The organism is uncultured Fibrobacter sp. (assembly GCF_946062555.1).
Classification (GTDB): domain Bacteria; phylum Fibrobacterota; class Fibrobacteria; order Fibrobacterales; family Fibrobacteraceae; genus Fibrobacter.
Genome location: NZ_CAMGVQ010000023.1, coordinates 25,266 through 39,129, shown reverse-complemented (window position 1 = coordinate 39,129; position 13,864 = coordinate 25,266). Strand labels below are relative to the sequence as shown.

12 protein-coding genes and 1 tRNA gene are annotated in these 13,864 nt (G+C 52.8%); 9 read left to right on the top strand and 4 right to left on the bottom strand.

Features of this window, described 5'->3' with window-relative positions; all coding sequences use genetic code 11:
* Window positions 1–111: 111 nt before the first annotated feature.
* Window positions 112–2,418 carry a penicillin-binding protein 1A gene (locus tag Q0P86_RS08665; protein WP_295038834.1) on the bottom strand — a complete coding sequence of 769 codons (2,307 nt, stop codon included), beginning with the start codon at window positions 2,416–2,418 and terminating at the stop codon, window positions 112–114.
* Window positions 2,419–2,524: 106 nt separating this feature from the next.
* Between Q0P86_RS08665 and Q0P86_RS08660 the strand changes: the two genes are divergently transcribed.
* From Q0P86_RS08660 to Q0P86_RS08620, 9 genes are all read left to right on the top strand, one after another.
* A tRNA-Arg gene (locus Q0P86_RS08660) sits at window positions 2,525–2,598 on the top strand.
* A 436-nt stretch (window positions 2,599–3,034) separates the two neighbouring features.
* Window positions 3,035–3,391 carry a helix-turn-helix domain-containing protein gene (locus Q0P86_RS08655; RefSeq protein ID WP_294113021.1) on the top strand — a complete coding sequence of 119 codons (357 nt, stop codon included), beginning with the start codon at window positions 3,035–3,037 and terminating at the stop codon, window positions 3,389–3,391.
* 86 nt (window positions 3,392–3,477) lie between these two features.
* A complete protein-coding gene (gene rlmN / locus Q0P86_RS08650) occupies window positions 3,478–4,551 on the top strand; it encodes a 23S rRNA (adenine(2503)-C(2))-methyltransferase RlmN (protein WP_294113018.1) in 1,074 nt (357 codons plus the stop codon).
* Window positions 4,545–5,165, top strand: a complete 621-nt coding sequence (locus Q0P86_RS08645) for a methyltransferase (protein WP_290995311.1) — start codon at window positions 4,545–4,547, stop codon at window positions 5,163–5,165. The genes rlmN and Q0P86_RS08645 overlap by 7 nt, the downstream gene beginning before the upstream one ends.
* A gap of 679 nt (window positions 5,166–5,844) precedes the next feature.
* Window positions 5,845–6,342, top strand: coding sequence for a YchJ family protein (locus tag Q0P86_RS08640; protein WP_290995308.1), 498 nt, complete (start codon window positions 5,845–5,847; stop codon window positions 6,340–6,342).
* Window positions 6,343–6,429: 87 nt separating this feature from the next.
* On the top strand, window positions 6,430–7,395 hold the full coding sequence (gene argC / locus Q0P86_RS08635; RefSeq protein ID WP_295038831.1) for an N-acetyl-gamma-glutamyl-phosphate reductase: 966 nt from the start codon (window positions 6,430–6,432) through the stop codon (window positions 7,393–7,395).
* 30 nt (window positions 7,396–7,425) lie between these two features.
* Complete coding sequence (gene obgE / locus Q0P86_RS08630) at window positions 7,426–8,565, top strand: GTPase ObgE (protein ID WP_295038829.1); 1,140 nt, start codon at window positions 7,426–7,428, stop codon at window positions 8,563–8,565.
* A 3-nt stretch (window positions 8,566–8,568) separates the two neighbouring features.
* Complete coding sequence (gene smpB, locus Q0P86_RS08625; RefSeq protein ID WP_291022111.1) at window positions 8,569–9,039, top strand: SsrA-binding protein SmpB; 471 nt, start codon at window positions 8,569–8,571, stop codon at window positions 9,037–9,039.
* Complete coding sequence (locus Q0P86_RS08620) at window positions 9,039–10,265, top strand: N-acetylmuramoyl-L-alanine amidase (RefSeq protein WP_290995299.1); 1,227 nt, start codon at window positions 9,039–9,041, stop codon at window positions 10,263–10,265. The genes smpB and Q0P86_RS08620 overlap by 1 nt, the downstream gene beginning before the upstream one ends.
* Window positions 10,266–10,548: 283 nt before the next feature.
* Here the strand turns inward: Q0P86_RS08620 and Q0P86_RS08615 are convergent, their stop codons facing one another.
* Genes Q0P86_RS08615 through Q0P86_RS08605 form a run of 3 tightly spaced genes read right to left on the bottom strand, consistent with a single transcriptional unit; the run spans window position 10,549 to window position 13,765 of the window.
* Window positions 10,549–11,292, bottom strand: coding sequence for a YebC/PmpR family DNA-binding transcriptional regulator (locus tag Q0P86_RS08615; RefSeq protein WP_290995297.1), 744 nt, complete (start codon window positions 11,290–11,292; stop codon window positions 10,549–10,551).
* Between the two features lie 31 nt (window positions 11,293–11,323).
* Window positions 11,324–12,127: a hypothetical protein gene (locus Q0P86_RS08610; RefSeq protein ID WP_290995295.1), complete on the bottom strand. Its 804-nt coding sequence runs from the start codon at window positions 12,125–12,127 to the stop codon at window positions 11,324–11,326.
* Window positions 12,128–12,151: 24 nt separating this feature from the next.
* Window positions 12,152–13,765, bottom strand: coding sequence for a phosphomannomutase (locus Q0P86_RS08605; protein WP_295038825.1), 1,614 nt, complete (start codon window positions 13,763–13,765; stop codon window positions 12,152–12,154).
* Window positions 13,766–13,864: the final 99 nt, after the last annotated feature.

Below are 13,864 nucleotides of genomic sequence, written 5' to 3'. Positions count from 1 at the left end.
TTCTGAATTCAGAATTCAATGTTATTATAAATCTAACTTCGAACTAATATAATTGCGGCGTAGCCGCCCAACTAAACAATCCGGAATTCTGGAATCAGAATTCCGAATCAACTAGAACATTTTGCGAGTATTCTTCTTGGCAGGGCCACTACTGCTCGGCTTGGGAGCCGCACTTGCACCCTTGTTGCTGAAGAGGGTCGCGTCGTCAGCAGACTTTGTCTTAACTTCGAAATGATTTCCGTCGCAGACTTCGGTCGGTGCATAGCCTGCCGTATAGAGGCAATAAGTCTTTTCGGAGCAGAATTCACCAGCGAGCTTACCCGTATGGTTGCATACGCCCTTGCTCACGACGCCGGCCGGAACTGGGAACGGCTTGCGCGGCAAGTCCTTATGAAGTTCCTTCATCACTGCCATCCAAACCGGGAGCGCATCTTCGGTACCCGTATGGCCTGCACCTAAAGTTCCCGGACTGTCGGAGCCGACCCACACACCCATCGTGTACTGCTTGGTAAAGCCGATGTACCAGCAGTCGGTGTAATCGTTTGTGGTACCGGTCTTGCCGCCACTCGGATGAGTAAAGCCGCTCGCCCACACACGGGCAGCCGTACCGCGAATATTCACGTCCTTCAGCATGTCGACCATCAGGTAGGCCGACGCAGGACGCAGCACTTCGTGTTCGACCTTGGAATTCTTTTCGATGACTTCGCCGTTGCGGTCCACAATCGATTCGATCATGTAAGGTTCTATGCGGTTACCGCCATTCGGGAACACCGTATAGGCGGATGTCATCTCCATAAGCGTAGCACCCACGGAACCCAAAGCAAGGCTCGGGACAGCCATCAACGGAGCACGAACGATACCGAACTTGCGGGCGTAGTTCACCACGTTGTTAAGGCCGTATTTCATACCAGTAAGAATCGCCGGCAAGTTCTTGGAGCGGTACAGCGCACGACGGAGCGTCATCATACCTTCGAAGTCATGTTCGAAGTTCGCCGGACGCCAGACCTTGTTCTTGTCCTTGTCGTCGGGATCAGGAATGCTCACCGGCTGGTCGTTCACAGAATCGCAAGGGCTCGCGCCATTATCCATGGCAGTTGAATACACAATCGGCTTGAACGAGGAACCCGGCTGACGCAGGGACTGCACCGCACGGTTCCAGCGGGACTGGTTGAAATCGGAACCACCCACCATGGCACGGATTGCACCCGTCTCGTTTTCGATCAGAATGGCAGCCACTTCAGGATGATGGTAAAGAATAGAGTCCGGGAAACGGCGCTTGTCAGCAGGGCGCTTCAAGTCGTCGGCCAGGTATTCCTTCTTAAAGAGAGTGTATACGCTATCGAAATGAGCGACCACGCTATCTTCGGGCATGTTATACTTCTTGCTCAGGTACAGGCGGCGGGTCGCGCGGTACTTCACACGGCGGCGAACCTTTTCGACCTGCACATGGGCAACGCTGTCGGCATAAGCCTGAATGTCCGGGTCAATCGTCGAGTTGATTGAAACGCCGTCGGCATACAGAGAATTTTCACCGTACTTCTTTTCCATGTACTTGCGGATTTCTTCATAGAAATACAAGCCGGATTCATTCGAGACTTCTTTCTTCGCCAATTCAATCGGAGTCTTGATATATTCATGATATTCGTCATCGTTGATGTAGCCCGCATCGCGCATGGCATAGAGCACCGTATTGCGGCGTTCTAGGGATGCCTTCGGATGACGGTCGGGGCGGTAAGCTTCGGGACGCTGCAACATACCGGCGAGCACTGCGAGTTCCGGAATCGTAAGGCTATCGAGCGGACGACCAAAGTAGAACTTGCCCGCGGCCTGGAAGCCGTAGTTACCGCCAGCGAGGTAAACTTCGTTCATATAAAATTCAAGGATTTCTTCTTTCGTATATGTCTGTTCGATACGGATAGCCGTCATCATTTCCTTGATCTTACGCGAAATCGTACGTTCCGGCGTGAGGAACAGGAGCTTGGTCAGCTGCTGGGTCAAAGTGGATGCACCGCGGAGTTTCTTGCCCGACAAGGCACTTTCCATAACAGCAGAGGGAATCGCCCACACGTTCATGCCCCAGTGGCTATAGAAGGCTCGGTCTTCGGTGGCCATCACGGCGTGGATCGCATTTTCGGGAATGGAATCGAAACTCGTCCATTCGCGGCGTTCCACAAAGTATTCGTGAGCAATCTTTCCGTTCATGTCGTAGATATTCGTGACAAGCTTCGGATTGATCTGCTCGAGCTGCGAAAGCGAAGGCAGCTCCGGAGAGAAATGGTTATAGACGGCAATCACCGCAATGAAGGCGGCAACCACAGGCACGGCAAAGATGATCAACCATTTGACCACTTTACGGTCAGTACACCACCCTTTCAAAGCATTAAGAATCGAAAGCAATATAGACTTGACTTTATTCATAATAAAATATTGTTATTTTTCACGAAAGATAGAAAAAAAAATCATTTTTTTATTCAATCCCCCTTGACAAAAGTCTGCAATAAGCTATATTTGGGCCATCAATCAAGCGGATGTAGCCCAACTGGATAGAGCGTTTGGCTACGAACCAAAAGGCTCCAGGTTCGAGTCCTGGCACCCGCAGAAAGAAAGGCGTTTCACGGCAAGTGAGACGCTTTTCTTTTTTCTATACAAAACAGCATCAAATAACAATTCTCATCTTTATACAAACGGGCGAGAAACTGGAGCCTTTGTGAGCAAATGGGCAAGCCCATTTGCGAGAGGATGTGCCACAACCGGCTTTTTTATATGAATTCGGCACATCCGGTCTATATACCGCTCCAGGTTCGAGTCCTGGCACCCGCAGAAAAAAGGCGATTTGCGACAAGCAAGTCGTCTTTTTTTATTTGACAGAAGTCAGGCGAAAAACTGGAGTCGCCTTTTTTTGTTAAGATTATTTTTCAAATTTTGCAAACTACTGTTTGCACGCACGCGGCAAACGATATTCTAAAATTGCCCCGTAAAGAGAGTGTATGGGTAGAGAGTGCTAGGGGAATAAAACCTTTATCTTTACGGGAACATGGAATACAATAACAACACTCTGCAAGAAGCGGTCCGCCTCGTTTTTCTCGCCAGCCGATACAAACGAGGACTCACTCAAAACGGGCTTTCCATCATTTCGAACATCACCAGGCAATTCATCTCACAAATAGAAATCGGGAAACGCCAACCATCTATATTCACTCTTTGCGCTCTTGCAAACGCCTATAATGTTCCCCTATCCGAATTTTTCGCTGAAGTAGACAAACTGTACCCACTACTGGCGAACGAAAATTTCCAGCCCACAAGTGACACTCTTCACGCATCCGAATCCAACAAAATCGCAATAGCCTACATCAAAAACGCAAAAAAGAAATGCCACCGGAAGCGCAAATAAAAGCCAAATTATAAGGCTGGACTCTCATTTTTTAGTGAGTTTTCACCCTTAACAAAAATATATTTTTTTGCTATCTTTACCCCCCGATGGAATGGCCGAAGAACATAAAAACGCTAACGGAGGACGAACTCAAAGCTTGGCTCCGCGAGCAGGACGAGAAGCCGTTCCGAGCAAGCCAAATTCAGAAATGGCTTTTCTGCCAGCAGGTCAAAAGCTACGATGAAATGGGGAACATTTCCCCCGCGCTCCGAGAAAAGCTGGCAAATCAGTTCTCTCTTCGCACACTGACTGAAGAAACTCGCATGGTCTCGGTCGACGGCACTGTCAAGTGGCTTTTCAGGACCCACGACGGCCATCATATCGAAACAGTGATGATTCCCGCAAACGGTCGCTATTCCGTATGCGTTTCGACCCAGGTCGGCTGCGCCATGAACTGCGCTTTCTGCCGTACCGCCAAGATGGGCTTTACCAGGAACCTGGAAGCAGGCGAAATCCTGGAAGAAATCATCAACGTAAACTGGTACCTGAAGGATTCTGGCCTCCTGAACGAAGAAGGCAAGACAGCCCAGGTCACCAACATCATCTTCATGGGCATGGGCGAGCCCTTGAACAACCTGGAAAACGTTCACCGCGTCTGCTGTACATTGCATAACCAGAGTCTGTTCAACATGGGCGCAAAGCGCATGACCGTGAGCACGAGCGGAGTCGTTCCCAAGATCAAGGAACTGGTGGACCGCAATACTCCCTGTTGCCTTGCGGTAAGCCTCAACAGCACGAATAACGAATACCGTTCGTCCGTAATGCCGGTAAACAAGACCTGGCCCATCGAAAAACTTTTGGAAGCGGTTGACGAATACATTCGTAGAACCGACAATTATGTAACGTTTGAATTTGTCCTGATCCAGGACATTACCTGCACCCCGAAGGCGGCCAAGGAGCTCATTCGCATTTGCGCCCCCCGTCGCGTCAAGGTGAACGCCATTGTGCTAAACGACGGCGACGACCCCACGCTGCATGCCCCCACGCCGGAGCAGGTAGAAGACTTTTTGGCTATGGTTAGGGCAGCCGAAATTCAAATCACGATCCGCAACCCGCGCGGCCGCGACATTCTCGCCGCCTGCGGGCAGCTTGCGTACAAAAAGGAAGGTAAATCATGTTAACGCAGAACCTCCCGGATTTCTGGGACAATCTTTATGCCGAAGGCAAGGACTACTGGAATCTCAAGAAGGTGACGCCCGCTCTGACGGAATTTTTCAAGCACCCCTCTTGTCCCGCTACGGGGTCCGTTCTGGTTCCCGGCGCAGGCTTTGGCTACGATGCCGAAGCTTGGGCTTTGCGCGGTCATGACGTGCTGGCTGTCGACTTTGCCCCCTCTGCCGTCGATGAACTTGACCACTTGAGCCGCAAGCACAAGAACCTGCGTTCCTTAGACCTGGACCTGTTCTCGCTCTCGCCGAAAGACGACAAGCGTGGCGGCCAGCTTTTTGACATCGTTTACGATTACTGCTGCTTTACAGCAATCCACCCGGGCCGCCGCGACGAGTTCTTCGAAGTCTGCTACAAGATGATGAAGGATGACGGCCTGCTGATTCTCTTCCTCTATCCGCTCATGAACGGCAAGACCCTGCAGGGTCCGCCGCATGCCACCAGCGAAGGCGAACTCATGGCGCGCCTCGGCGGCGTATTCGACGTTGTCGCACGCATCAAGCCTACAGGCAGCATCGCCGGCCGCGAGGGCAAGGAAGAAATTTGGCTTCTCAAGAAGTGCCTGTAATTTAGACGGCAAATGCGTAAACCGAGTAAAGCGGAATCTCTTGCGGGTTCATTTCCGAGGCAAGCATTTGGGACTAGAGCTATACAAAACCAGGCAATTTATTGCCTAAGTTGAATTATCCATCTTTGGTGTGAAGCTTAACGAAAAAGACGAGTGATAAGCACTCGCCTTTTTCGTTAGAAAGTCAGTTTTTCCATTTAACCTAGCGCCTATTTTTCAAAAAATTTGACATTTTTGGGGTGGTAGGACGCCCATTTTGACTTTTTGTACCTATAAAAGCTTTTTATTTGGTGGATTTATAGGTACAAAAACGACTTTTTTCGTTTCAAAAGCCACGCTAAATGATTTTTCCTCCACCAAAATACCTATAAATAACACACCTTAATGCATTTTATAGGTACATTCCACAAGCAAAACAATTACTTTATCCTAAATCGTACCTATAAACATTCAATTTCAGCCGCATTTATAGGTACGACAATCTTATGAATCTTTCCCCATACCTATAAGCATATAATCACAAGCCTTTTTATAGGTACAACATTAGCCTTCAGCAGTTATGTCCAAAGAGGAACAAGTTTTATTCATAAGCAGCATTTCTTGACCCTTATTTTTTCTATTTTTTCTCTAGATTTTAACGGCGGCCAAGCCGCTCTAACGTAGACACAAGGATTGAATTATGGCAAAAGATTTATGCCCCTGCGGTTCCGGTAAGGAATACTGCGAATGTTGTGAACCGATTATCAAGCAGAAGGCTCTTGCTGCAAGCCCCGAAGCCCTGATGCGTTCCCGCTACACCGCCTACGTGAAGCAGGAAATCGGCTGGCTCAAGGAATCCCTCGAAGCTACCCAGCGTAGCGACTTCGACGAACCGAGCGTGACCGCCTGGAGCAAGGAATCGGAATGGCTCGGCATCGAAATCAAGCAGACCAAGACCGAAGAAGAAAAGAACATCGGCTGGGTTGAATTCGTCGCACGCTTCAAGCAGGGCAACATCACCCGCAACCACCACGAACTCGGCGAATTCCACAAGGTGGGCGGCGCATGGTATTTCTACGACGGTCGTGCAGTCAAGCAGGAAACTGTCCGTCACGAAGGTCCGGTCGTTGGCCGTAACGATCCGTGCCCGTGCGGTTCCGGCAAGAAGTACAAGAAGTGCTGCGGCGCAGGCAAGTAAACAGTAGACAGTGGTTAGTAAACAGGGCGGCTTCGCCGCTATTATTAGTCCTAACCACTAACCACCAACCACTAACCACTATTAACCATGTTCAAAGTTTTCGTAGATGGTGAAGCAGGAACCACTGGCCTGCAGATTTATGAGAGACTCGCAAAGCGTAACGACATCGAAGTGTTGCGCATTTCTCCCGAACTCCGCAAAGACATTAACGAACGCAAGCGACTCATCAATGAGTCCGACGTGACGTTCCTGTGCCTGCCCGATGCTGCGGCTGTCGAAAGTGCAGCCCTCTGCGAAAATCCGAACACCCGCGTGATTGACGCATCGACCGCACACCGCGTAAACCCCGACTGGACCTACGGGATGCCGGAACTTTCGGCTGCCCAGCGCGAAGCCATTGCCAAGAGCAAGCGCATCGCGAACCCCGGCTGCCACGCCTCGGGCTTTATCCTCGGCGTGCACCCGCTGGTGGCTGCAGGCATTCTGCCAAAGAGCGCAAACCTTGCCGCCTACAGCATCACCGGTTACTCCGGCGGCGGCAAGAAGCTGATTGCCGAATACGAAGAAGCTGCGGCACTTGCACACGCTGCAGGCGAATCGAAGGCTATCATGGCGCCCGCCCCGTACGCTTTAGCGCTTGCTCACAAGCACCTCCCCGAAATGAAGAAATACTGCGAACTTGAAAACACGCCGTTCTTTAACCCGGTGCTTGGCCCTTATTACAAGGGCATGGCGGTCACCGTCGCCATCTTCGCAAATGAACTCACCAAGAAGGTCGGCCCCGAAGGCCTCACCGAAATTTTGGCCAAGCATTACGAAGGTTCCCGCTTTGTGAAGGTGATGCCCTTTGAGCCAGCACCCGTGCTGTTCAACGGCCGCCTTGACGCCACCGTCGAGAACGATACGAACAACGCCCGCATCCAGGTGTTCGGCAACGAAACCGTGATGCAGGTGACCACCATCATCGACAACCTCGGCAAGGGCGCAAGCGGTGCCGCTATTCAGAACATGAATATCGCGCTGGGAATCGATGAAGGCGTAAGCCTTTCCTAGCCACTAACCTCCAACCACGAACCACTTCCCATGTTCCTAGACGAAAAATCAATTGAAGTTCGCTCCGGCAAAGGTGGCGACGGCATCTGCAGTTTCCATCGTGAAAAGTTTGTGCCCCTGGGAGGCCCCGACGGCGGCGACGGCGGTCGCGGCGGTCACGTGATACTCCGAGTGAACGAACAGTTTTCAACACTCCTCGACATGGGTAACGCTCGCCTGTACAAGGCGCAAAGTGGACTGCCCGGTGGCGCCAAGCGCTGCACCGGCCGTAGCGCCGAAGACCTGATCGTAGACGTTCCCCGCGGCACCATCGTGAAAGATGCCGAAGGTCGCATCTTGGCAGACCTTACCGAACCCGGCCAGAAGTGGATTGCTGCCCGCGGCGGCAAGGGCGGCATGGGAAACCAGCATTTTGCGACACCCGCAAACCAGGCCCCGCGCAAGTGCACCCCCGGCGAAAAAGGCGAACGTCGCGAACTCTTCTTGGAACTGAAGCTTATGGCAGATGTGGGCCTCGTCGGATTCCCGAACGCAGGCAAGTCTAGCCTCGTGAACAAGATTTCGAGTGGCCGCCCGAAAGTTGGCGACTATCCGTTCACCACACTTGAACCGGTGCTCGGCATTGTGCAGATGAACGGCCACAGCTTTGTGGTCGCAGATATTCCGGGTTTGCTCGAAGGCGCCAGCGAAGGCAAGGGCCTCGGCCACCAGTTCTTAAAGCATATCGAACGTACGCACACCCTGTTGTTCGTGATCGACGGCTTTGCCGAAAACGCCTACGAACAGTTCAGCGTTCTTAAGGAAGAGCTCAAGGCTTTCCACCCGAAGCTCGCCAAGAAACCTTACGTGATCGCCCTCAACAAGAGCGACCTCGGCATCGACGAAGCGATCAAGCAGTTCAAGGCCCACAAGGAAGCCGTCATTGTGACCTCCGCCGTAACAGGCGACGGCTGCAAGGAACTCACCTTGGCTCTGGACGAAGCCGTGCCCCACGTGCAAAAGAAGAAGGTCGGCTGGGAAAGCAAGAAACTCAGCAGCGCCACCACCGGCATCGACGGCACCGGCAAGAAAATCGCAAAGAGCAAGGCCAGCTCGGCAGCGAAAAGCTCCGCTAAAACAGGCTCCAAGGCCGCCGGAGCAAAGACAGCCCGCAGCAAGAAGAAGGCTTAACGAATGGCGAAAAAGGAACAAAGCACTCCGGTCATCGTAAACCGCAAGGCAAACCACCTCTACTTTGTCGACGAGACATTTGAAGTGGGCATCATGCTGATTGGCTCCGAAGTGAAATCTATCCGCGACGGCAAGTGCACCTTGGGCGAAGCGTGGATTGACATCGACGAATCCAAGAACGAACTCTGGCTCGTCGGCGCCCACATCGACGAATACCTTTTCGCAAACCGCTTCAACCACTTTCCTGCAAGGCGCCGCAAGCTCTTGGCCCACGTGCACGAAATCGCCAAGATGCGCAAGGCCAAGGAGCAGAAGGGCTGTACGCTCATTCCCCTGAAGCTCTACTTCAAGAACCGCCGCGCCAAGCTCGAAATGGGAATCTGCCGCGGTAAGGATCAGCGCGACAAGCGTCAGGACATCATCAACCGCGACGCAAAACTCGAAATGGCCCGTGCGGCAAAGGCGCACAAGTAATGAGAAACCTTGTTTGGCACATCCTCCTTTGCGTCGCTATCGCAGCTTCTGCCTGGGCTAGCAACAAGGTTGATGCCGAACAAGTCGCCAAGGAACACAAGGCGAGTTTCCACTGGTTCCCCGTTCAAAAGACGTTCCTGCTCGCAGGCGAAGGTGACACGCTCAAGTTCGCCATCGGACTTCCCTATGTGAGCAGCCACGGCAACTCCATTGAGCTTAAGCACGCACCCGAAATTACAGACGGACACATTCTGCTTGATTCCGCAGATGTCGCTAGTTTGTACAAAACAGACCAGGCGCAGACAGTACCGGCCGTTCCCGCAAGCAGCAGTTCTCTCGCCAAGGTTTCCTCGTCTTCAGCAAAACTCGCTGCGGCATCCACTCCCGCACCGGCTGCAGCCCCCACAAAAGTCGCCGCAGTCTCAGCGGCTTCCGCCGCACCAGCTAAAACCGCAGCGATTCCGGCAGCAAAGACAGCAACGCCGAGAAACGAAACCGCAGGCACCCGCGAAGTCAAGACCATTGTGATCGACCCGGGCCACGGCGGCAAGGACACTGGCGCCCAGGGCAAGAATTCCAACGAAAAGGACATCGTGCTCGCCGTCGGAAAGCTCCTGAAGAAGGAACTCGAAAAGGAAGGTTTCAATGTCAAGATGACCCGCGACAAGGACGTGTTCATCGAACTAGGCGAACGCGCAAACCTCGCCAACCAGTGGGACGGCGACCTGTTCATCAGCCTGCACTGCAACGCCATTGACGCAACTCCCGAGCGCAAAAAGCAAATAAAGGGCTACCACGTGTATGTACTCCGCGCCCCCGAAAGCGAAGAAGACAAGGCAATCGCCCGTCGCGAAAACAAGGTGGCAACACTCTACGGCGAAAAGAACGCCAAGGAAGAACTCTCTCCCATCGAATGGTTCAAGCTAGAAGCGCGCCTCGAAAAGTACAAGCAGAACAGCTACATGTTCACCGAAGAAATGCTCAAGGCTTTTGACGGCGGAAAAATCAAGCGTCAGGGCGGAGGAGTCGGCGGCGCAGGTTTCATGGTGCTCGTAGGTGCGCTCATGCCCGCAGTCCTCTTTGAAATCGGCTTCATCAGCAACCCCGAAGAAGAAACCTACATGACGACGACCAAGGCGCAAGAAGACATCGCAGCCCGCGTCGCCATGGCCGTCAGCACCTACAAGGCCGCCGTCCACAACTACCGCGAAACTTTAGGACGATAACAATAAAGTTTAAGGAAAAAGCCTTGGTTTGACACCAAGGCTTTTGTTTTGAGACAATAAGCAAAAGGTTCCTAGTTTCGTATAACGGCTCACGACATCCGTGAACAAGAAGAGCCTCGGTAAAACCGAGGCTCTTCTTGCGAGAGTTTGCGCCAGCGAGACGCACTTTACCAATCTCTAGCGCAAATGATCATTATTGACGCTTTCGCTGCGCTCCAGCGTCCGCCTCTTCGCCTCGGTCATGTCGGCGTGCAAGCACTCCGCCGCGACTCTCGGCTCGTGGCTACTCAGCATCCATGTCGGCGTCGTCAATTTCAGCGTTGTGGTAAACGTCCTGGACGTCGTCGTGGTCTTCGAACTTGTCGATGAGCTTGAGGAGCTTCTGGGCATCTTCGTGACCGAGCTTCACCGGGTCGTTAGCGACGTAGGTGATTTCGGCGCTCATCATTTCGATACCGGCAGCTTCGAGAGCCTTGGAAACAGCGTCGAATGCTTCCGGAGAAGTGGAGATTTCATGCACGCCGTCTTCGGTGGACATGTCTTCGGCACCGGCTTCGAGAACGAGGTCCATCACCTGGTCTTCCGGATACTTTTCAGCGTCAACGATAATCACACCCTTGTAGGTGAATGCCCAAGAAACGGAACCGGATTCGCCCATAGAGCCGTTGTTCTTGTTGAAGATGTTGCGGATTTCGGCAACGGTACGGACCTTGTTGTCGGTCAGGCACTGCACCATGATGGCAATGCCACCCGGACCGCGTCCTTCGTACAGCGGTTCCGTCATTTCGGTACCGGAGTTGGCACCCGTACCCTTGGCGATAGCGCTTTCAATGTTCTTGGTCGGAAGGCTCTGGCTCTTGGACTTGAGAATTGCAGCTCGCAGACGCGGGTTCGCATCCGGGTTTCCGCCGCCAAGCTTAGCAGCAATGGAGATTTCCTTGATCAACTTGTTCCAAGCCTTGGCGCGAGCAACGTCTGTCTTGGCTTTCTTGCGTTTGGTGGTGGCCCATTTGGAGTGACCGGACATAGATTACCTCTAATTGGTTTTAGTTAAAAAATTACTTGTTCTTGAGTTGGCAACGGCGTTTTTCCTTGATAGAAAGACTCGGATCATCGCATTCATCGCCAGAAACTTTTTTCTTCTTTTTCTTCTTGGTCGGAGCAGGTTCCTCTTCGGCCTCGACGCGGCGCTTGCGCTTGTTGAACGAAGCGTCCTCTTCCATCGCCGCTTTCTTTTTCTTCTTCGGAGCGACTTCTTCGTCAGCCTCGACACGACGCTTGCGAGTATTGATGGTCGCATCTTCATCGATTTTCTTGCCATTCTTCTTCTGGAGAGTGCGAAGTTTCGCCTTGTCCATCGGATCGGCAGAAGCCTTGGTGATTGCCTTGTCGTACTTGCCGCCCCAGACATTGCCGAGCAGCGAGCCAGATTCCAGAGCATCTTTCAAGATACCCATCGCCCATTCATCGTTTGCCGGCGGCAACAACTTGAAGCGAAGGTTGCGAATCTTTGTAGGTTCGTCATCGAAGTAGAGCATCATGTCAAAGAGGCCCACCTGGTATTCCTTACCGTCGGAACCGGCCGCGGTAGAAGGAACATAGGCGAGAACCGCATAGACATCGCCATCGAAGAGTCCCGTAATCAGGGCATCGCCGTCTCCGCCCGGAGCCTGCACTTCACCATCGGCTTGGAAGGCCCACGGGTTGACATCCACCGTCAGGCGGAATTTGTGATACCCCTTTTCCACCTTCTTGAGCTTCAGCAATGCACCCGAGAAAGCCTGGAATTCAGGTTTAAGGGAAGACTGCGCCGAACAAACCACGGCAAAAGCGAGAAACAGAACAGCTATAAGTTTTTTCATAGGAACCTCCCTTTGAAAGACTTATTAATTCTTGAAGAACAGAGCCTTGGCAGCCTCGAACATCGGGTCCTTTTCATCCGGATTGCGGCATTCCGTATAAATGCGCACCTTCGGTTCGGTACCGGACGGACGCACCAGCATCCAGGAATCATCGTCGAAGATAACCTTCACGCCGTCGAGCGTGAGGAGCTGCTTCACGGTCTTTTCGTTGTTACCGACCATGACCTTTGCACCCGGCTTCGCGATATCGGCGATGGCGTTCACCTTGGCCTTGAGCGGTTCTCCCACGAGGGACTTGTCCACTTCGAAGCCCGAACGGGTCGGATAGAAGCGGCCGTATTCTTCGTACAGAGCGTCGAGGTATTCGCCAAGGTTCTTGCCGGTCACCGCCATGATTTCAAGAGCGATGAGGAGGCCGAACTGGGCATCCTTCTCGAGCGTGTTGTTGAGGCCAGAGATACCGTCAGATTCTTCGAATGCCACGAGAGCCTTCTGCTTCGCATTGCGGGAAAGCCACGGGCGGAAGTTCTTGAAGCCCACCGGAGTTTCCATCACGGGCACGCCGAGCTTTTCGGCAATGATGTTCACAAAGTTAGAAGTCGCGACGGACTTGGCGACACAGCCCTGTTCCTTGCGCCAGGTAGCCATGTAGTGGAAAGCGATTGCGCCGAACTGGTTCATGTCGATTTCGCGGGTGCCGTCGTAGAAACGGATACGGTCTCCATCCGGGTCAAAGATGGCGCCCAGGCGGAACCAGGACTTGCTTTCGTCCAACACCTTGCGGACCTTTTCAAGGTTCTTGCTGGACGGTTCCGGAGCGATACCACCGAACAGAGAATCGTCTTCGTTACGGAGCGTAATGAGGCATTCCGGATTGTCGAGAAGAGCGGCCGGACGGCGACGGGTAGAACCGTGCACATGGTCGCAAACGAGAGTCAGGCGGCCCTTCTTGATGAAGTCCTTGATGCGGTCGAACTTGATGGTGCCCTGCTTGACCAAGAATTCCTTGTAAATCTTGAGGGAGTCGATGATTTCCCAGTCAACCTTGCCTACCGGTTCAAACTTCCAAGTGGCCATCATTTCGTTGCTGAGTTTGGTAATCACGTTCGTGATTTCCGGACCGGCAGGACCGCCATCGGCCGGGTTAAACTTGATGCCGTTGTAGTGGCTCGGGTTGTGGCTCGGAGTCATGTTGATGGAACAAGCGGCACCGAGCATCTCGATGCAGGCGCTGAATTCCGGAGTCGGCATTTCGCCGCCGTAGTAGACCTTCACACCAGCCTTGGCGAACTGGTCAGCCACGGCTTCGCAGAATTCGTGACCGAGCAAGCGGTTGTCGTGACCCACGACCACGCCCTTCTTCTGGAGTTCGGCAAAGTCCTTCACGCCGAGAGCTTCAAAAAGTTCAGGTGTAGCTTCCTTATAGAGGCGGACGATTGCGGCACCCACAACCTGCAGATTGCGAAGGGTGAATTCAGAGCCGATTTCGCCACGCCAGCCGGACGTACCAAAGCTCACCTTGGCTGGCTCCTGGGAGGTCAGTGCGACCTGCTTTACCTGTTCGACTAGGCCCATATCGGTAGCCGGGTTAAATTCGGGGGACTGAATCTTTTTCCAAATCTGCGTAATGTTTTCCATAACGGTTCCTTTTGAGTTTTAACGAGTGTAATTTAGTAAAAAAACACAGGAAGCAGCAAACCGGATGAGGTCGCTAACGGACATTTTCTACATTTGGGG

Excerpts from the sequence above, each read along its gene's own strand:
- obgE (WP_295038829.1), top strand. The coding sequence starts at position 7,426 with ATGTTCCTAGACGAAAAATCAATTGAAGTTCGCTCCGGCAAAGGTGGC.
- Q0P86_RS08620 (WP_290995299.1), top strand. The coding sequence starts at position 9,039 with ATGAGAAACCTTGTTTGGCACATCCTCCTTTGCGTCGCTATCGCAGCT.
- Q0P86_RS08665 (WP_295038834.1), bottom strand. The coding sequence starts at position 2,418 with ATGAATAAAGTCAAGTCTATATTGCTTTCGATTCTTAATGCTTTGAAA.
- Q0P86_RS08655 (WP_294113021.1), top strand. The coding sequence starts at position 3,035 with ATGGAATACAATAACAACACTCTGCAAGAAGCGGTCCGCCTCGTTTTT.
- argC (WP_295038831.1), top strand. The coding sequence starts at position 6,430 with ATGTTCAAAGTTTTCGTAGATGGTGAAGCAGGAACCACTGGCCTGCAG.
- Q0P86_RS08605 (WP_295038825.1), bottom strand. The coding sequence starts at position 13,765 with ATGGAAAACATTACGCAGATTTGGAAAAAGATTCAGTCCCCCGAATTT.
- Q0P86_RS08610 (WP_290995295.1), bottom strand. The coding sequence starts at position 12,127 with ATGAAAAAACTTATAGCTGTTCTGTTTCTCGCTTTTGCCGTGGTTTGT.
- smpB (WP_291022111.1), top strand. The coding sequence starts at position 8,569 with ATGGCGAAAAAGGAACAAAGCACTCCGGTCATCGTAAACCGCAAGGCA.
- Q0P86_RS08645 (WP_290995311.1), top strand. The coding sequence starts at position 4,545 with ATGTTAACGCAGAACCTCCCGGATTTCTGGGACAATCTTTATGCCGAA.
- Q0P86_RS08640 (WP_290995308.1), top strand. The coding sequence starts at position 5,845 with ATGGCAAAAGATTTATGCCCCTGCGGTTCCGGTAAGGAATACTGCGAA.
- rlmN (WP_294113018.1), top strand. The coding sequence starts at position 3,478 with ATGGAATGGCCGAAGAACATAAAAACGCTAACGGAGGACGAACTCAAA.
- Q0P86_RS08615 (WP_290995297.1), bottom strand. The coding sequence starts at position 11,292 with ATGTCCGGTCACTCCAAATGGGCCACCACCAAACGCAAGAAAGCCAAG.